This is a genomic window from Spirosoma agri (assembly GCF_010747415.1).
Classification (GTDB): domain Bacteria; phylum Bacteroidota; class Bacteroidia; order Cytophagales; family Spirosomataceae; genus Spirosoma; species Spirosoma agri.
On the sequence record NZ_JAAGNZ010000002.1, the window covers coordinates 1205428 to 1224664 of the forward strand.

The 19237-nt window shown below is 51.6% G+C and carries 16 protein-coding genes; 7 read left to right on the forward strand and 9 right to left on the reverse strand.

Features of this window, described 5'->3' with window-relative positions; genetic code table 11:
- Window positions 1–81: 81 nt before the first annotated feature.
- Window positions 82–960, reverse strand: coding sequence for an HAD-IIA family hydrolase (locus GK091_RS21635; RefSeq protein WP_164041954.1), 879 nt, complete (start codon window positions 958–960; stop codon window positions 82–84).
- 195 nt (window positions 961–1155) lie between these two features.
- On the reverse strand, window positions 1156–2130 hold the full coding sequence (locus GK091_RS21640) for an NADPH:quinone oxidoreductase family protein (protein ID WP_164041955.1): 975 nt from the start codon (window positions 2128–2130) through the stop codon (window positions 1156–1158).
- A gap of 127 nt (window positions 2131–2257) precedes the next feature.
- Between GK091_RS21640 and GK091_RS21645 the strand changes: the two genes are divergently transcribed.
- A complete protein-coding gene (locus GK091_RS21645) occupies window positions 2258–3820 on the forward strand; it encodes a serine hydrolase domain-containing protein (RefSeq protein WP_164041956.1) in 1563 nt (520 codons plus the stop codon).
- Window positions 3821–3893: 73 nt separating this feature from the next.
- On the opposite strand, the gene GK091_RS21650 is transcribed toward GK091_RS21645, so the two are convergent.
- Both GK091_RS21650 and GK091_RS21655 read right to left on the reverse strand, forming a co-directional pair.
- The gene (locus GK091_RS21650) at window positions 3894–5696 is read right to left on the reverse strand and encodes a cytochrome-c peroxidase (RefSeq protein ID WP_164041957.1); all 1803 of its coding nucleotides are present in this window, start codon (window positions 5694–5696) and stop codon (window positions 3894–3896) included.
- Window positions 5697–5834: 138 nt separating this feature from the next.
- Entirely contained in the window at window positions 5835–6671 is an 837-nt protein-coding gene (locus tag GK091_RS21655) for a fumarylacetoacetate hydrolase family protein (protein WP_164041958.1), read from the reverse strand.
- Window positions 6672–6913: 242 nt separating this feature from the next.
- On the opposite strand from GK091_RS21655, the gene recO reads away from it, so the two are divergent.
- Complete coding sequence (gene recO, locus GK091_RS21660; protein ID WP_164041959.1) at window positions 6914–7606, forward strand: DNA repair protein RecO; 693 nt, start codon at window positions 6914–6916, stop codon at window positions 7604–7606.
- Window positions 7607–7737: 131 nt separating this feature from the next.
- Here recO and lptB read toward each other — a convergent pair whose 3' ends face one another.
- Window positions 7738–8469: an LPS export ABC transporter ATP-binding protein gene (lptB, locus tag GK091_RS21665; protein WP_164041960.1), complete on the reverse strand. Its 732-nt coding sequence runs from the start codon at window positions 8467–8469 to the stop codon at window positions 7738–7740.
- Window positions 8470–8681: 212 nt separating this feature from the next.
- Here lptB and GK091_RS21670 point away from each other — a divergent pair, with 212 nt between their 5' ends.
- From GK091_RS21670 to GK091_RS21680, 3 genes are all read left to right on the forward strand, one after another.
- Window positions 8682–9782: a Nif3-like dinuclear metal center hexameric protein gene (locus GK091_RS21670; protein ID WP_164041961.1), complete on the forward strand. Its 1101-nt coding sequence runs from the start codon at window positions 8682–8684 to the stop codon at window positions 9780–9782.
- Window positions 9783–9799: 17 nt separating this feature from the next.
- A complete protein-coding gene (locus GK091_RS21675) occupies window positions 9800–10555 on the forward strand; it encodes a zinc ribbon domain-containing protein (RefSeq protein WP_164041962.1) in 756 nt (251 codons plus the stop codon).
- Window positions 10556–10627: 72 nt separating this feature from the next.
- Window positions 10628–12151: a tetratricopeptide repeat protein gene (locus GK091_RS21680; protein WP_164041963.1), complete on the forward strand. Its 1524-nt coding sequence runs from the start codon at window positions 10628–10630 to the stop codon at window positions 12149–12151.
- 68 nt (window positions 12152–12219) lie between these two features.
- On the opposite strand, the gene GK091_RS21685 is transcribed toward GK091_RS21680, so the two are convergent.
- The 4 genes from GK091_RS21685 to GK091_RS21700 all read right to left on the reverse strand — a co-directional run bounded on the left by GK091_RS21685 (window position 12220) and on the right by GK091_RS21700 (window position 16470).
- Window positions 12220–12858 carry a hypothetical protein gene (locus tag GK091_RS21685; RefSeq protein WP_164041964.1) on the reverse strand — a complete coding sequence of 213 codons (639 nt, stop codon included), beginning with the start codon at window positions 12856–12858 and terminating at the stop codon, window positions 12220–12222.
- A gap of 117 nt (window positions 12859–12975) precedes the next feature.
- Entirely contained in the window at window positions 12976–14163 is a 1188-nt protein-coding gene (locus tag GK091_RS21690; protein ID WP_164041965.1) for a phosphoglycerate kinase, read from the reverse strand.
- Between the two features lie 151 nt (window positions 14164–14314).
- The gene (locus GK091_RS21695; protein ID WP_164041966.1) at window positions 14315–15502 is read right to left on the reverse strand and encodes a hypothetical protein; all 1188 of its coding nucleotides are present in this window, start codon (window positions 15500–15502) and stop codon (window positions 14315–14317) included.
- Window positions 15499–16470 carry a DUF2157 domain-containing protein gene (locus GK091_RS21700; protein ID WP_164041967.1) on the reverse strand — a complete coding sequence of 324 codons (972 nt, stop codon included), beginning with the start codon at window positions 16468–16470 and terminating at the stop codon, window positions 15499–15501. The genes GK091_RS21695 and GK091_RS21700 overlap by 4 nt, the downstream gene beginning before the upstream one ends.
- 84 nt (window positions 16471–16554) lie before the next feature.
- Here GK091_RS21700 and GK091_RS21705 point away from each other — a divergent pair, with 84 nt between their 5' ends.
- A complete protein-coding gene (locus tag GK091_RS21705) occupies window positions 16555–18243 on the forward strand; it encodes a VRR-NUC domain-containing protein (RefSeq protein ID WP_164042973.1) in 1689 nt (562 codons plus the stop codon).
- Between the two features lie 115 nt (window positions 18244–18358).
- The gene (locus GK091_RS21710) at window positions 18359–19228 is read left to right on the forward strand and encodes a sugar phosphate isomerase/epimerase family protein (RefSeq protein ID WP_164041968.1); all 870 of its coding nucleotides are present in this window, start codon (window positions 18359–18361) and stop codon (window positions 19226–19228) included.
- Window positions 19229–19237: the final 9 nt, after the last annotated feature.

Genomic DNA, 19237 nt, shown 5'->3' on the forward strand with positions numbered 1-19237 from the left:
GTAAAAAAGGCATCTCCATCACGATGGAGATGCCTTTTTTGTTGGTTGATTGTAAACTAGACAGGGCTGACTAACGCCATCTCAGGAAATCAGGACCGACTCGCAGATATACGTTGGAATGATACCGGTACTGCGAATCTGTACGTCGACGTCCTGCGCCTGTGTGTTGCCCGTTAGCACCAGAACCGTATCCAGCCCAAACTTATTACCCCCGAGTATGTCGGTGCGCAGGGTATCGCCCACCATCAGTACATCGCGTTTGCCGATGTATCCCGCTGACTGTTCCTCCAAACCACGGGGAACTACGTTGTCGAGTCGTTCGTAGGCAAACATAAAAAGTTGCGCATCGGGTTTTCCGAACCGGATAAACTGTTTGCCGACAATCGTTTCGATCATTTCCGCTACGGCACCGATCGCAATGGCAATGCGGGTTTTCGAGACGGGATAGGTTTCGTCCGTGTTGGCAACAATGACCGGAATGTTACGCTTACGCAGTAGATTGACCGTTTTGTTCAGGTCTGTATTCCAATCGTAGCCTTCGTCGTCGAGCAGAACCAGCGCATTGATATCGGCCACATCCGCCAGGTCTACTTTGCTAATTGGCAATGTTTTGAGGCCAGTCGTTTCGAGGTAATGCGCTGAACTATCGGTGCCCAGGTAAGCAACCGTACCGTGATTGACTTTCAGGTCGAGGTATTCCCGCGCCAGCATCCCTGACGAGATAATCCGTTCGGGTGTGATGGCATACAAACCCTGTCGGTAATAGGATTCGGCTAATTCAGTCGGACTGCGCGACGCGTCATTGGTAAGCACATAGAATTCTTTGCCAGTTGACTGAAGCCAGTTGAACGTGTTTTCAATACCCGGCAATACACCTTCGTAATTTTTCAGAACACCAAACGCATCGAAAAAAATTACTTTGTAATTCGCGGCTACAGTTCTGAAATTATCAAGTTGCATAAATAATAGTGGTAAGGAGGGGCCAATAGCTCTTCTGCCGAACTATCAACCCGCCGTAGAATAATTGTGATTCGCTCACAAATCATTTGTAAAAATACGGCTCAAACCCACCGGAATAACTTTTTTATAAAAAAAGCCGTATTCGAGCTGATTCGACGCGGCTTTTTTGATTCGTAGTAAGATTTTACTAGGCTTTTACAAGACAACGACGGCTTTTCCAATCACCTGCCGATCCATCAGGGCTCGCAACGCCAGCGGTGCTTCCGTAAGCGGATAGGTTTTGTAAATGTGTTGCGTCAGTTGACCATCGTTGATCCAGCGCAGAATCTGATCGAAATTGGCCAGGCTAACCGCTGGTTCGCGCTGCGCGAAGGCACCCCAGAATACGCCCACCAGAGAGGCCCCCTTGAGTAATGCCAGATTCAGCGGAATGGTCGGGATCGAGCCAGCCGCAAAACCAACGACCAGATACCGGCCTTTCCAGGCTAGTGACCGGATGCAGGGTTCGGCATAGCGGTCGCCAACGGGATCGTAAACGACATCGATGCCAGTCCCTTCTGTCAGGATTTTGATGCGCTCACGGAGATCTTCGGCCGTATAATTGATCGTTTCATGGGCACCCAGCTGGCGGCAGACTGCCAGTTTTTCGTCGCTCGATGCAGCGGCAATGACCCGTGCGCCCATCAATACGCCCAGCTGAACGGCGGCCAGTCCCACACCGCCAGCGGCCCCAAGAACCAGTAGTGTTTCGCTCGGTTTTAAATTAGCCCGGTCTTTTAGCGCGTGGTACGATGTGCCATAGGTGTATAGGGTCGAAGCCGCCGTAACGTAATCCATGCCATCCGGCATGAGCAGGGTGGTGGATGCGTTGGCGACGACTTCTTCGGCAAATCCGCCATGTCCGGTCAGGGCAAAGACGTTGTCGCCCACCGACAGGTGCGTAACGCCCTCACCAACCTCTTTGATGACGCCCGCTACTTCGCCCCCCGGTGAGAACGGGAAGGGCGGTTTGAACTGATATTTTCCGTCGATCATGAGCGTATCCGGAAAGTTGACGCCACACGCCTTGACGCTGACAACAACCTGTCCCTTGCCCGCTTTGGGCGATTCGATTTCGTCGAAAACCAGGGTTTCGGGTGGGCCAAACTGGGTGCACAAAATGGCTTTCATAGCATAAGGTTTAGGGTGAAGAATACGGCCCATCCAGCCGGGGCCTGATAACGTTCGGGCGGGGCCGATGCGCAGTACGCTGATCAGTGCGAAAGTACTATCTTTATCGCATCAACCTGACCTGTTTATGAACCGAATCGTTTTACTCATAACCTCACTCTGGGCGTCGGTGGCCTTCAGCCAGTCAACGTCAATCATGGCCTCATCGCAACAGAAAAATTACCAGCCGCCAGCCTTTACCGACCCCAACCGGCTGGCTAAAATCGAAGCTACCTATTCGGCAATCGACAAAATCTACCAGGAATATGCTGCCAAAAATCATTATCCGGGCCTTGCGTACGGGCTGGTTGTCGATGGGAAACTGGTACATTCGGGCGGTCTGGGTTTTACGGACGTAGCGCGCAAAACGCCAGCGACGCCAAAATCGGTATTCCGGATTGCCTCCATGACCAAGAGCATTACGGCGATGGCTATTCTGAAACTGCGCGATGAAGGAAAACTCCAACTCGATGATCCAGCGTCGAAGTACATACCGGAAGCGGCCAACCTGACGTATCTTACCGCCGATGCGCCAGCTATAACTGTCCGGAATCTGATGGCGCACTCGGCGGGTTTCCCCGAAGATAACCCCTGGGGTGACCGGCAATTGGCCGATTCTGACGCTGAACTCTTGGCCTTTCTCAAAAAAGATATTTCGTTTTCCAACGTGCCGGGTGTCGCCTACGAATACAGCAATATGGGGTTTGCCATGCTGGGCCGGATCATTACGAAAGCTTCCGGCAAACAGTATCAGCAGTACATCACCGATGCCATTCTGAAACCGCTCGGCATGACGCATACCGAATGGGAATACACCAAAGTACCCGCAGATCAGCTGGCGCATGGGTATCGATGGCTTGACAATCAGTGGGTTGAGGAGCCACTGCTTCACGACGGTAGTTACGGGGCCATGGGCGGACTGATTACGTCCATCGAGGATTTTAGTCGCTACGTGGCGTTTCATCAATCGGCCTGGCCCGCCCGAAATGAGGCCGAAACGGGACCCATCAAACGCAGCTCCGTACGGGAGATGCACATGCCCCGCACGTTCCGGGATCTGTCACCAACGTTTCGCTTTCCGAGTGGCCGGGTCAGTCCGATGGTCACTCATTACGCCTATGGACTGACCTGGAGCCGCGATGCTGACGGGCGGGAGTATGTCGCGCATAGCGGTGGTTTGCCCGGTTTTGGTAGCCAGTGGCGCATCTTACCTGACTATGGGATTGGGATCATTGCCTACGGAAACTTGACCTACGCCAATCTGGGGACGGTGAACTGGGCGGTGCTGGATACACTGATATCGATGGCGAAACTGCAACCTCGTCAGTTACCCGTTTCGCCGATTCTTAAGCAGCGCAAAGCGGAGCTGGTGCGGCTGTTGCCTAACTGGACGAATGCTGAGAAGAGTCCGATTTTTGCCGAGAATTTCTTCCCGGATCATTCGCTGGAGAACCGTCGGAAAGCGGCCCAGGCCCTGTTCGAAAAAATTGGTAAGGTAGTTCGGGTTGGTGAAGTAGTGCCCGAAAATCAGTTGCGCGGTCGTTTCCTGATCGAAGGCGAACAGGGCAATGTGGACGTGTTTTTTACGCTGACCCCCGAAAATCCAGCCTTGATTCAGCAACTGGATCTGAACGAACGCGTCAAAAAATAGATGTTAAGAGCGAAGTAGAAGGTCGATATGCCAAATCGTCAATAGCTGGCGTGTCGAATTTCTGCTCCGCTACTTACAGTGACTTCATAAAGGCAACCAGCGCCCGTTTTTCGGCGGCTGTCAGGTTGAGCTTGTCAGTGGGGAGGGTTTGGTTTTCCAGCGTGAAGCCTAGCCCCGTTCCGCCCCCCTTGTCGTAGAAGTCAACAACTTGATTCAGCGTCTTGTAGACGCCATTGTGCATGTAAGGGGCCGTGAGAGCCGCCTGCCGGACGGTCGGGGTTTTGAACGCGTTCCGGTGGATGTCGATTTTCGTTGTCTTATAGCGACCGGCGTCGGTATCGAGTTGTTTCTCCGCGTCCGTGGCGGGTGTGCCCAGTACTTCGCTTTCGGTTTTCACGTAAGCGGGGGGGACGGTGCCGTTGAACAGCGGGAAAAAGTGACAGGTTGCGCATTTGCCTTTGCCCATAAATACGTTGAAGCCCTGTTTCTCCTGCGCGGTCAGGGCTACTTCTTCTCCGCGCAGATACCGATCCGGTCGGGCATTCAGACTGACCAATGACCGGATGTACGACGCGAGTGCATTTTTCAGATTCGTTTCGGTTACGCCATCCGAATACGCGTTGGCAAACTGCGCTTTGTAGGTCGAATCTTTTCGTAATACGGCGGTTGCCTGGGCAATAGAGCCGCTCATTTCCTGCGTGTTATGAATGACATCGGTGATCTGATCTTCCAGCGAAAAACTCCGCGAATCCATAAACTGAAACGACTGAAAGGCTGCGTTCAGCAACGTAGGGGTATTTCGACCGATGCGTTGTTTGGCATCAAGGTCAAACGGCGATGCTTCTCCATCCGTGAAGGCTAGATTGGGCTGATGACAAGTGGCGCAGGAACGTTGCCCATTCCCGGAAAGAGCCGGGTTAAAGAAAAGCAGTTTCCCGAGCGCAATCCGATCCGCCGTTGGTTGGGCGTGGCTGTAGGGCAGAAAAAAGGTCGGGTCGAAGGCGTTGGAATCCGAGAGGGTCCGGGCTGTTGGGCGGAGCATTCGTTTGCTGGTTGCCAGCGGATAACCAAGGGCCAGTTGCGCGTCCATGAGTAACCCGTTTAGTGGATACGCATAGTTCCGGATGAAACTGAGCCGATCGAACCGGTTGAACGATGACTTACGCAGCGCCTGAATCGCCCTGTCAATGGTCTGGTCAAGCTGAGCAGACAGGGCCGAATGCTGGACCGCGAGCGGATACGCTCGAAGGGTATACTCTATGCTTTCGAGGGCTGCAATGCTTTCGGGTAACGAATGCAGCGCCACCGGCGAGTCGAATCCGGTGATGCCCAGCGTGATCAGCCGAACGACTTCCAGCCGCATGGCGTCAAAGATTTGACTATCGGTCAGTTCGTTGTATCCAGCCACCCGACGTAACTGACGGATGGTGTTCTGCATCGACGTCACCTGTTGCAACAACGCCGTGTGTTGATCGGCATCCAGCGGAAAAATCAGTTCTTCGGCCACCTGAAAGCCAGTTGGCTGAATGACAATACCGACCCCATCGTCAACCTCGCCTTCGGCGACGGGCGGTCCGTTGAGCGATTTTGCCGACCCCGAAAAGTAGAACTCGGTCAGGAATTCGACCTGTTTGTACGCTAGCCTGGACCGACGAAACGCGGCCTGAACCAAGGCTTCTGACTGGGGCTGCTGAATCGTGCGTTGTAAATCGGCTACGGTCGAATCAAGGCGCGCTAAGTTGGCTAGGTAATCCGATTTTACCTGTTTGCTTGGCTGGTCGGGTCTGAACGATTGACCCAGACCAGCGACCAGCACGAGCAGTATGGTGGCGATGATGCTCTGTAAACCGGCTGAATACCACCCTAATCGCTTCATGAGGTTGTTAGGCTAGTTGCCCATTCCTCAGTAAAAATACGGGTAAATAATCGTTTATGCCAGTTAACGAATTGCTATCATCTTTTCGTTGACTGGCACCGATGTATAAGCCTAGAGACGTATGGTAGTGCGTCTCTGCTAAGCAACGACGTTTTCCAGTGTTCCGATTCCATCGATGCTGATCCGTATTTCGTCGCCGGATTGAAGCGTGAAATCGTCGGGAGGAACAATGCCCGTGCCGGTCATCAGGAAACAGCCGAACGGGAACGAGCACTCGCGGTAAAGAAAAGAAACCAGCTCGGTGTGCTGCCGTTTCATCTGACTGATCGCAATGGTGTTCGTAAAGACGGTCTGCTGCGCTCGACTAATTTCGAGTCGGATGTTCGTTTCGGGTGCGATGGGCGTTTCGGGAACGAACAGGCACGGCCCGAGAGCGGCACTACCGTCGTACGATTTGGCCTGTGGCAGATAGAGCGGATTTTCGCCTTCTATACTTCGCGAACTCATATCATTACCGCAGGTGTAGCCAACAATCTTGCCGGACGATGTGATAAACAGCGTCAGTTCAGGTTCTGGTACGTTCCAGGTCGAGTCAGCGCGGATACGGACATTATCGCCCGGACCGACTACGCGTTCGGGTGTCGATTTGAAGAACAGTTCGGGCCGATCGGCATCATAAACCCGGTCGTAGAAATTATCGCCCCCCGATTTTTTGGATTCTTCCATACGGGCGTTACGGCTGCGTAGGTACGTCACCCCCGATGCCCAAACCTCCTGTCGGCCAATGGGTGCTAATAAACCTGTCTGCGCCCATTGCTGGTGGTCGTCCGCTGCGCTTACCGATGTAGTTACCTGTTGCAGAACGGCATACAGATTATCCTGATTGATCAAATCGTCCCAATTGTCGGCAGGAACGGCATAGAACTGATTGTTGGATTCGAGTACGATGCCGGAGCGGGTTCTGTAAAGTTTCATGTGAGAAGATAGGATGCTAGTTGTAAAGAAATTCTGCGCTGCGTTTTACTTGATCGTCGCCGTAAAATCGGTCAGATAGAATTGCCCAATCCCGCGCTAGCCCGATCAAATCGGATGTATTGGGTTCTTGGGTGAAACAGAGTCGTTTGGGTATCGTGGGTTTTTTTGTCAGGCGTTGGGTAATGAAATCTATAAATTCTGTCGAAAAAGAGTTATATTAGTAGGCTTACGCACAACTACCAATGCTGCAAAAAACCCGGGGTATTGCCCTTAGTTATATTCGTTACCGCGAAACGTCCATTATTGCCCGTATCTACACCGAAGAGTTTGGGTTACAGAGTTATATCGTCAACAGTGTTCGGACGGCGCGGAGTAAAAACAACAAAATTGCCCTGTTTCAGCCGCTGACATTGCTGGACATGGTTGTATATAACAAGCCAGACCGCGACATTCACCGCCTTTCGGAGATCAAAACCGGGTATCCGTTTCAGAGTCTGCCTTTCGAGGTGAGCAAATCGACGATCGCGATGTTCGTGACGGAAATGCTGAACAAAGTGTTGAAAGAAGAAGCGGGCAGTCCGGTGCTGTTCCGGTTCCTGGGTGACTCGGTGCTGTTTCTGGAGGAAGCCCGCACAAACTACGAAAACTTTCACCTTACGTTTTTGCTGAAACTCTCGTTTTTTCTGGGCTTCGGTCCCGAAAACGCCCGCGAATTTGAGAGTCAGCTGCGCGAAAATGCCTATCCGTTTTTGCCCGACGACGAGATGGAAACGGCGCTCAATATCATGCTGCGGCAACCCTTCGGCACGCCAATCAAACTGGCCCGGGCCTCCCGCAACGACCTGCTGGATGCCCTGGTTACTTATTACCAGATTCATATCGACTCGGTCGGCGAAGTAAAATCGTTGCCCGTCCTGCGCGAAGTGCTGGGATAATGTAATGCGGTAGGGCGGGTGGTCGATCGCTGCCGTGGAAACCCGCTTCTGTTCCCTTATTGGTAGTTACTAAGCGGTTTTGACGCACAAATGGCGGGTTTTCATGGCAATGGCCGACCGTCCGCCCTACGTTAAATTTTGCGTTTCAGCTCGAAATGCTGGCCCAGATATAATCGCCGAACCTGTTCGTCACTGGCCAGTTCTTCGGCAGAGCCTTGTTTGAGAATCTTGCCTTCAAACAACAAGTAGGCGCGATCCGTGATGGAGAGCGTTTCGTTCACGTTATGGTCGGTGATGAGAATGCCAATGTTGCGGTGCTTCAGTTTGGCGACAATGCTCTGAATGTCTTCAACCGCAATGGGGTCAACACCCGCGAATGGCTCATCGAGCAGAATAAATTTGGGATCGACGGCCAGCGCCCGGGCAATCTCCGTCCGTCGGCGCTCACCACCCGATAAGACTTTGCCTTTACTCTTGCGAACGTGCGTCAGACTGAATTCTTCAAGCAGTTCCTCTACTTTTTCTTTCCGTTGGCTCTTCGGTAAATCGCTCATTTCGAGCACAGCCAGTACGTTTTCTTCGACCGTCAGGTCGCGAAAAACGGATGCTTCCTGCGCCAGATAGCCCAGTCCGAGCCGGGCGCGTTTGTACATGGGCAGGTCAGTTACGTCAATATCGTCGATAAAAACTTTGCCACTGTTGGGTTTTACCAGCCCAACGGCCATGTAGAACGAAGTAGTTTTGCCCGCGCCATTCGGACCCAACAGTCCCACGATTTCACCCGTTTCGACTTGATACGACACGTTGTTATTGACAAACCGTGACCCGTATTTTTTGATTAAATTTTCGGTTCTAAGAATCATTCTGATGCGTTATCGGAAAACGGACCGTACCGAACGTCGTTGAAGCGCTAACGGTATGGCAAAGTTCGGGGTATTACCACGCACTGGCAACTATTTTTGAGCACGGTGGTCTCTGGGCCCAACTAATTAACAATTATTAGGACGAACTCAGTCCACTTTTGGTTAGATCTTTACGTCAGACACCCGGTTCAATCATTTACCTGTCATTGCGTATGTCCCAAATTCGTCAGTTAACCGCCTATCTGGAAGCGTTTGCTCCCCTTGCTTATCAGGAATCATACGATAATTCCGGCTTGCTGGTTGGTGATCCCGGCACAGCGATCACGGGCGTACTGGTCACCCTCGATACAACGGAAGCGGTCATTGATGAGGCCGTTGCTAAAGGCTGTAACGTTGTAGTGGCTCACCACCCGATTATTTTTAAAGGTCTCAAGAAATTAAACGGTAAAACATACGTCGAACGAACGGTCATCAAGGCCATAAAAAACGACGTGGCGATTTACGCGGCTCATACCAACCTCGATAACGTGGCCGGTGGCGTTAATTTCAAGATTGCCGAGAAACTGAAGTTGCAGAACGTTCAGGTTCTGGCACCCAAAGCGCAGGTGTTAAGCAAGCTGGTCACTTTCGTCCCGGTCGATGATACCCAGCGCGTACTGGATGCGCTGTATGCCGCCGGGGCCGGTCAGGTTGGCGACTATAAAAACTGTAGTTTTCGGGTTAGCGGAACCGGCACGTTTCAGCCGGACGAGTCGGCAAAACCAGCCATCGGTGCCGTGGGGGAGTACCACGAAGAAGCTGAAAACCGGATCGAAGTGCTCATCCCGACTCATCAGCAGGGGCAGATGCTAGCAGCATTGAAACAAGCGCACCCCTACGAAGAAGTGGCCTATTACGTAACGGCATTGGATAACAAGAATCAGGAAGTAGGTTCTGGTGCCGTGGGTGATTTGTCCGAACCGATGGATGGTCAGTCGTGGCTCGCGTATTTGAAGAACAGTATGAATCTGAACCTGATTCGGTACACGCCCCTGGTCGACAAACCGATCCGTCGCGTGGCCGTTTGCGGGGGCGTGGGCAGCTTTTTATTGCCGGATGCCATCCGGGCCGGGGCCGATGTTTTTGTGACGGCAGACTATAAATACCACGAGTTTTTCGATGCCGACGGGCGCATTGTGATCTGCGACATTAATCACTACGAAAGTGAAGTCTTTACAAAAGAGTTAATTAGCCAGCACTTAGCGAAAAAATTCACTACTTTTGCGGTAATTTTATCAGAAACGGATACGAATCCGGTTCGGTACTTCAATTAGCACTAACTATTTTCCGAATGGAACTGACGATTGCGCAAAAACTAGACGCCCTTCTTATACTGCAATCCCTTGACTCTCAACTAGACGAACTCATCAAAATTCGCGGTGGTCTGCCCGAAGAGGTACGTGATCTGGAAGACGATATTGCCGGATTCGAAACGCGGATAGGAAAGTTTCAGGCTGAGATTAAGACGCTGGAAGAAGAAATCGAGCGCAACCGGGTTGCCAAGAAAGACGCTGAAAAGCTGATCACCAAGTACAAGGATCAGCAGATGAACGTGCGCAACAACCGCGAATTCGACGCCATTTCGAAAGAGGTTGAATTACAATCGCTCGAAATCGAACTGGCCGACAAGCGTATCAACGAAGCCCAATTCCGCGTTCGGGGTAAGGAAGAAGAAATCAAGACCACGACGGCTGCGCTCAACGAGCGGAAAGAAGACCTGAAAGCGAAACGGCAGGAGCTGGATCAAATCACGTCGGAGAGCCAGGAAGAGGAAAAAGAGATTATCAAGCAACGCGATCATCAGGCCACAACCATTGAAGCGCGCTTGTTGAACTCGTACAATAAAATCCGGAGCAATGCCCTGAACGGTCTTGCTGTCGTGATGGTAAAACGGGGTGCTTGTGGTGGTTGCTTTAACGTAGTGCCTCCTCAGCGTCAGGCTGACATTAAAGACAAGAAGAAGATCATCGTTTGCGAACACTGCGGACGGATTTTTGCCGATGTCGAAGGTGTACCCGAACCAGCGCCAGTTGGCCGGGGTCGGTAGATGATTACTGTAATCGCTAAAAAAGGTCGTCTAACTGGCGACCTTTTTTGCTGTATCGGGTTTATCAGACAGATGTATACCCGCTTTCTTTCGATTCTGGTACTTGGCTTTTCGCTGCTGCCCTTTCGTACGCATGCTCAGGATTTTGTCTGGACACCCGGCCTACAACGTTCGTATGCTGACCTGCAAAAGCTGAAGCTTCAGGCAGCCCGCCAAGTGCTCGTAAAAGAAAGTAGTCAGAATGGCATTCGGATTTTTCTGGATGACTACGCCGATATGCTTGCGCTTGTCACCTCTGACGATGACCGGCTGTTTGCCAACATGAGCGATCGCGAAGATGACCGGCTTGAGGCAATTCAGGCATTGGACAGTAAATCGCCGTGGCAGCGCGTCATGCAGGCGGAGGTGCGGCTTCACTGGGCGTTTGTAAAACTGAAATTCGGTAAGGAACTCAGCGCCAGTTGGGATGTGATCAGGGCCTATAAACTCTTGACCGCCAATCAAAAGAAGTTTCCGGACTTTCTGCCAACCTACAAATCGCTGGGGACACTTCACATTATGGTTGGCTCCGTGCCGGATAACTACGTTTGGGTGGCAAATCTGCTGGGGATGCGTGGTAACATCAAGCAAGGGCAGCAGGAGCTGGAGCGGGCGCAGCAGGACGCAAATTTTGGCCTCGAAGCCAACCTAATCGACCTGATGGTGCGGGCATACGTTCTAAAATTTTCGGATGCCGATGGGCGGGATCTTCACCGATTGATAGCCGATAACCGAGACAATCTGCTGCTTCATTTCTTTGGGGCGACCATTGAGCAAAAAAACGGTCATAGCGAACAGGCACTTGCGTATCTGACAACGCGTCCGACTAGTCCGGCCTACCAGTCTATGCCAGTTATTGAGAATATTCTGGGGGACATCTACCTTCAGAAAGGGCAGTACGGAACTGCGAGCAGTCATTTTGAGCAATTTCTGAACACCTACAAAGGCCAGAATTTCGTCAAAGACTCCTATTACAAATTGTTTCTTTGCCACTGGTTAGCCGATGGGCAAAATACGCGTGTTCCGGCATTTCAACCATCCGATGCTAAAGCAAGGGCATTTCTGCAGAAAGTAGTAACCGTCGGCCGAACTACGGTTGAGTCGGATAAAGCGGCACAGAAGTTCGCCGAAGCGTACCTCAAACAGGGCGTTTCACCGAATCAGAATGTGTTGATGCGGGCCCGGCTCGCTTCCGACGGTGGGTTTACGGATAGTGCGCTGGCCTATCTGCGTCCCTACAACGAAGCCCGATTCTTGTCAACTGCCGAAAAAGCCGAATACAACTACCGATTGGGCCGAATCTACCAACGCCGGAGCGATGTCGATGCTGCCGTGCCTTACTTTATCCGGGCTTTGGCGCTCAGCGAAGCCTACGACGGCGGCAAGGAGCCGTTATCCTTTGGGGCAACGGCAGCGCTACAGCTCGGGTATATCTACCAACAAAAGAACGACCGCAGCCGGGCCCGATCATTCTTCGAAAAAGCACTCAGTTTTAAACACCACGAGTACAAGAACAGCATCGATAACAAAGCCAGGGCGGCATTGAGTCAGTTGTGAGGAGTGGAAAAGACATACGCCGTATCTTCAAGGTACGGCGTATGTCTTTTCCACTCCTCACAACTGACTTAGTCCTCCAACAATAAGTCAGAAATGAAACCCGGTACCACCGATTCCTGATGGAATTGTTTGTAGGCGTTAACATCACCAAACCAGTCCACCACAGATTGCTTCATCAGCCGGGTTGGTTTGGGGTTGATTATGCGCTGATAGGAGTTGTATGGGTAATCAGTAAAGTCTAGACAAATGCCGTGCGCTTGCGGATTGCGGTGAATGTAGGTGACTAAGGCCGTGAAGTACTGCTCGGACTGAACAACCTTACGTCTGAAATTTTTCTCAAACAGACTGCCTGTACGGTCTTCCTGGACTTTAATAGATTTGGCGTATGATGAAAAGAAGCGACGAAACTGTTCACTAATGATGCGTTCGGGTGAGGTGATGAGCGCTAGACCATGACGAAGCGTTTGCTCTTGAGCGGGTAAATCGGAGAAATTGCGAATGCGAACCAGCAGGTGAAAATGATTGGGTAACAAGCAAAACGCGTATGTTTCCAGATAGCCGCTCAAATAGAAATCATACTTTTGCAGAAAGTAGCGGTAGTTACGATCCTGAAAGAAAAGGTTGTCGCCGTTATTGCCTCGATTATAGATATGGTAGTAGCAATCCTCCACTAATGGGGGATAGTATTCCTGGCGGTGTGTTGACATGACGGTGGGTGCTAATTGATAGCAAAGTATGGAAAAGGCCTATAAAAAGACACACGCCGTATCTCCAAGATACGGCGTGTGTCTTTTTATAGGCCTTTTCTTCGATTGAATGGAGACTTAGTCCAGTGCCGCAACGCCCGGTAGCACTTTGCCTTCCATGTATTCCAGAAGCGCACCGCCACCGGTCGATACATAACTCACCCGGTCGCCGTAGCCCGCCTGATTGACGGCCGAAGCTGAGTCACCACCGCCGATGAGCGAAAACGCGCCGTTCTCTTCGGTTGCCTGCACCACCGCTTTGGCAATGGCATCGGTGCCAACGGCGAAGTTAGGAAACTCAAAAACCCCCATCGGACCATTCCACAGGATGGTTTTCGAATTCAACAGAACGTCCGTGAACAATTTGATCGTTTCAGGACCGATATCCAGTCCTTCCCAGCCATCCGGAATAGTGCCTGTCGCGACTGTCTGGCGGTTGGCGTCATTCGAAAAATCGTCGGCGCAGACGTTGTCGACGGGCATATAAATCTTAACGCCTTTTTCTTCTGCTTTTTTGATCAGCTCAAGTGCCAAATCCTGCTTATCGGCTTCGAGTAGCGACTTGCCGATGTTGCCCCCCTGCGCTTTGGTGAACGTGTAGGTCATGCCGCCACCGATGATGAGGTTATCGACGTTATCGAGCAGCTTTTCGATGATCAGAATTTTATCCGAGATTTTGGCTCCACCCATGATGGCCGTAAAAGGCCGCTCGGCGCTTCCCAGAACCTTTTTCGCGTTCTCCAGTTCAGCCTGCATGACGTAGCCAGCCACGCGATCCTCGAAAAACTGACCCATCACGGCCGTACTGGCGTGAGCGCGGTGAGCGGTTCCGAACGCATCGTTCACCCACACGTCGCCAAGTTTTGCCAGCTTCTCGGCAAAGGCTACGTCACCTTTTTCTTCTTCTTTATAAAAACGAAGGTTTTCGAGCAGCAGGATTTCACCCGGCTTCAGGCTGGCCGCCAGATCGGTAGCCGACTGACCAATAGCATCGTCCGCGAATTTTACGTCACGACCAAAAGCCTTTTCCAGCGCAGGAATCAGGTGTTTGAGCGAATATTTCTCCTCGGGGCCACCCTTTGGCCGGCCAAGGTGCGACATCAGAATGGCTGAACCGCCGTCATTCAGGATTTTCATGACGGTAGGAATGGTCGCTTTAATGCGTGTGTCGTCGGTAATATTGAATGCCTTATCGAGCGGAACGTTGAAGTCAACCCGAACGAGGGCCTTCTTACCAGCGAAATTATAAGAATCTACGGTTTTCATGCGACTACGTATGGTCGTTGGTTTACAGGGCCAAACTTAGCGGTTTTTCGGCAGACACAGATGCGAAGTTTAGGGTTCCTGTCTAGTGGATGGTAATTCGTAGCGTTAGGAAGTCAGTGAGCTGATCGATAGCCGGGCTAGTTTGTCCCCATTAATACTTGCCTTCGCTGCCCGCTCCGCCAAACGATCCGCCCCCAAATCGGGCGTTATCAGTTGGCGATTGATGGGCGCTGGTTGCTGCCTGAATGGAAGCCAGTGCCTCGGCATTCGTGAAAAACTCATCCGGTGAATCGTCATCCGGCGCATCGGTGAAGCCATTTTTTGGTTGCCGAAAGTAGCGAATGCCAAGAATGGCCAGTCCCATCAGCGTTAGTCCGCAGATGACCAGCGCCACGTTGAGCGGTACGAGCGCAGCGTATTCATGAACGGTTATGACACCACCAATCAGACCCAGAATACCCAGGATAATCAACATCCGGTCTTTTTTTAGTAAACCCTGCCACAAATACACGACCGGAATGGCAAACGTCAGCAGCCAGAACAAAACGGAAAGGCCGATTTCCGGTGCAATGGCCGGTCTGGGTTTCAGGAGAAGGCCATGCAATTCACGCACCATAAAGTAGTTGCCGCTGGCTGCCAGCACGATCAGCGTAATCCATTCAACCAGGTTTTGTGGGTCGGCGTAGTAGGCGTCGCGAACGGGTGACTTTGCCCAGATCAGGTTGGGATTTCGGGCAAAAAAGTAAAGGATGCCCGACACGGCCATTAACACAAAAGGCAACGCTTCTCGGCCCCAACTGACCGATAAAAGGCCGTTGACGATAAAGGCATAAAAGGTGGCCAGCGAGAAAAACGCGATCAGCGTATCGCCATAATACCAAAGTACGGCCAGTAGCAGCGGCAAGGTCAGCAGGTAGTGCGTTGATGTCGATAAGCCACTGGGCATCAACTGGTTCAGGCCAAAGGCCAGAAAGCCAGCGAGGGTAACGACAAAAGCGTTATCGACGCCATTGCGGTAGAGAAGCCGTTTATTAATTAATCGATGCCCAACAAGACCCACCAGTATACCAAACCCGATATTGAACAGACCATAGACCGTTCGACTATCGAGTAGTGCCGATAACCCACTGGCTGGCAGCAGATAACAACCCAAAATGGCGACCGTAGTAAAGAGGAACAAACCGATCTCGATAAAGCCGTTCGTCTGGCGAAAATCGACGGGGTAGTTTTTGCGGACTGCGGTGAACTGATCGTCAGACAGCAGGCGTTTGCGATGCCAGCGTTCAGCCTGCGTGACCAGCTCACGGTTGTAAATCCACTGTTCGTTGTAGGCTTTCATGCGTTGCTTCGTTTGGGGATCTGGCTCATCAGGTAAGCGACCAGCGCAATACCCGTCAGAATGAAGTACCAGTAATATAAATTGTCGTTCCAGTGGCGCGGAGAGACGTAATGGAAAAATAAATAGGTCACGCCAACGTACCCGTAGATCGCGCTCATCAGCAGAAACGCGAAGAATTTCGTCCGTCTGGCATATTGATCGAGTACAATACACATAACGGCAAGGCCTAGCGCGAAGAGCAGCCGCAGCTCCCCAAAATTGAACAATCCACCGAGTAGCGCAATCAACAATAAGTTACCGGCAATGGTCAGATAGGTATAAGTAAAATGAGGTTTGATGCGCCGACGTTCCAGAAAGAACGCGACACCAATCAGCACGATAGCCAGCCCGATGGCCGAAAATACGGTGCTCCGATCGAAAAAATTGGTTTTGATATATAACTCCAGCGGACGCACGGTTACGCCCACCCACGAGATGAGCGCAGCCAGCGCCATACCCAGCACCCCCCGATGATCGAAGCGGTACGCCAATGGTAAAAACAGCAGGGCTGGCAACAGCGTTACCAGACCGTAGCGAGTCCCGAAAACGGTATACTGATACTGCGCGTAGCCTTCGAGGGTCAAAAACAGCAGACAGGAAAGCAGCAGCGCGTAATCGCCAAATGGTGAGCGGTTGGCCGTCTGCGCCGTTGTCCACTCCGGCCGGAAGCGCCACGCAAACAGAAAGCACGCAGCACAGGCAAGGCCCATAGCCGTGAGCAAGGCACCGTGCCCTATCTGGTCAAAATTGTCATAAACCAACAAGCCTAAACCTGAACTCAGCAGAAGAATACCGATGTAGAGCATAGACCGCAGTTCCCAGTGCAGCGAGAACGGTTTGGCCTGTTCGTAGTCGTTGATTCGGGCTTGTTGTTCAGCTTGTAAGATGCCCTGTTTTTCTAACTCATTCAGAACGTCGGTTGGGGACATAAGTGGCTGTTTTTTTGTTCTATAAAGCGGGAAGAACCCGCATAACGTTCCTAAATGATAGCGGGCATCTACCTGCCTTACACGATGGTTGGACGCCAGAAACTAATTCTTACGCCCCGGTATTATCTCGACAACTTCCGTTATGTACTCGACTTTGTCAAGCGATTGTACGGTGGCTTGCTGAACGAAGCTGAGTGGGACTTCATTCGTCGGTTTGACGCGTTGAGCCTCGATGCGCAGTGTCTGTATGTACGATTCAGTAACCGCAAAGGACTCTTTTTTCGGACCAACAAGCTACAGTATAACGAAATAACTGACCTACCGGCGGCTGTTGGCGAATTATTGACGGCTGGATTTATCGAGCGACTGGCGGCCCAGCACGAGATCAGGGGGGAGGAAGCACTCGGAGTTTTTACCAAGCCAGAACTGCTCGAATTGTTGCCGCTTGAGCCGGAAGAGAGCAAACCGCTTGCCAAAGAGAAGAAAGAACGCATCGTTCGGTATACGCTGCAGGAGCTTGATTTCGGTGAAGTGATTACGAGTCTGACTACGCGCGAAACCGTCGTCAAGCTGAACTTCGAGGCCGAAGATGTAATGATCAAGTACCTGTTTTTCGGCAATCGGGGTAGCAGTATGACCGAGTTCGTGGTCCGCGATCTGGGCATGGTCAACTTTGAACGCTACGACGAGAGTAAATTAACGGCTCGGTTTCGGACCCGTAAAGAAGTCGAAGATAAACTGCTGATTTCGCTGACGAACGAGGATTTCTATGAACTTAAAGAAGCCGAAACGCCCGCCGAAGCGATCTACAACTGGTTCCTGAACTGGAATGAAACCCGCCCTGAACTGACCGAAATCGCCATTCCCGGCTATCAGAAGCTGGTCGTTCGGGTAGGGGCCTATCTGGAGCGGCAGAAATTGCCGGAGCAGGCACTATCGGTCTACGAGCTTTCGGATCGGGTGCCGGCGCGTGAACGACGGGTGCGTCTGCTGTTTAAAAACGGCTCTGTCGATGAAGCGCTCGCTCTCTGCGACGAAATTGCGGTCAATCCGCTGAATGCGGAGGAACGCTATTTTGCTACTGATTTCCGCGAGAAAATTCTAAGCGTAGGCGAGAAGAAGCGGACACGCAAGGCAACGACCCGTTTTCTGTCCGATGCCGAAAGTGTTAATATTCCGGCTGCTTACCGGCATCACGTCGAAGCGGGTGTCATGAACTATTACCTGGAACAAGGCTACGACGCGGCATTCACGGAAAATTACCCCTGGCGGGGACTGTTCGGCCTGGTATTTTGGGACATCATCTACGATGCCAACGTGCAGGCCATTCATCACCCGCTGCAACGGGCTCCATCGGATTTTTACCTGCCTGATTTCTACCTGAAACGGGAAGAACTTTTGAAAAAGCGATTGGCCGAACTCGCGACCAAAGACGACTGGCGACGCCATACGGGCCGGATGTTCAACGCCAAATACGGGATCACCAATGTACTGGTCGACTGGTCCGATGAGCTGCATACGCTCGTTCAACGGATGATCGAACTGCTGGATGTTGAGCAGTTACGGCTGATTCTGCTGGAAATGGCCCGTAACGTTCGGGAGCATACGCGGGGTTTTCCGGATCTACTAGTCTGGAATGAGCAGGGCCAGTATGATTTTGTGGAAGTGAAATCGCCGACTGACCACTTGGGGCCGCAGCAGCTACACTGGCTGGAATATTTTCAGACCATCGGTATTCACGGAAAAGTTGTTCGTGTAATCTGGGAGCTGTAGCGTCCGGTTTGTTGCCGCAGCCGTGTCGCTAGGCTAGTCTACCGAAAATATTTCCAGCAATTTTTTATAAAAGCACCCCATCTTTGCGTTCTAAAGCCGCAAACAAGTTTCTATCATGCAAAGACGGAGTTTCCTCAAGCAATCTGGCCTGCTCACTGCCGGCGCTTTTGCCCTTACCCAATCTGAATTACTGGCCAATGCACCTGCGAAGGCGATTAACCCGTTTGGGGTACAATTGTATAGCGTCCGCGATGTGCTGCCTAAAGACCCTAAAGGCATCATGACCGAATTGGCGCAAATGGGTTATAAACAATTCGAGAGTTTTAGCGGTGCGAAAGGCTTTCTGTGGGGCATGGAGCCTAAAGAGATCAAATCATTTCTTGACGGTCTGGGCGTAAAAATGATCAGTACGCACTTCGACTACCGGGGTTCCGCCGACAAGCCGGATGTGCTCAAGAAAAACATCGAAATGGCGCACGATGCCGGATTGACCTATTTGCTTTGCCCCTACATTGGACCGCAGAAATCGTTCGACGACTGGAAAAAGATCGCGGACCAGTTCAACACGGTAGGCGAAGAGGTTAAGAAAGCCGGGCTGAAATTCGGGTACCATAACCACGATTACTCGTTCAAACCACTCGACGGTAAACTGCCACAGGAATACCTACTGGCCAATACCGATCCTAAATATGTGATGTTTGAACTGGATCTGTGCTGGATCGATGTGGCTGGCGTTGATACGGCTGCCCACCTGAAAAAGTATGGCAAACGGTACGAACTGTGCCACATCAAAGATTACAAAAAGGAGGGGGGCAAACCCGTTCAGAACGATCTGGGCAAAGGAAGTGTCGACTTCAAATCGACGTTGCGGGTTGCCATGGACAGTGGCATCAAATACTTCATTGTGGAGCAGGAAGAATATCCCGAATCGCCAATGGTCAGCATGAAAAATGACGCTGAATACATGAAAAAGCTGACGGTATAACGGTTAGTT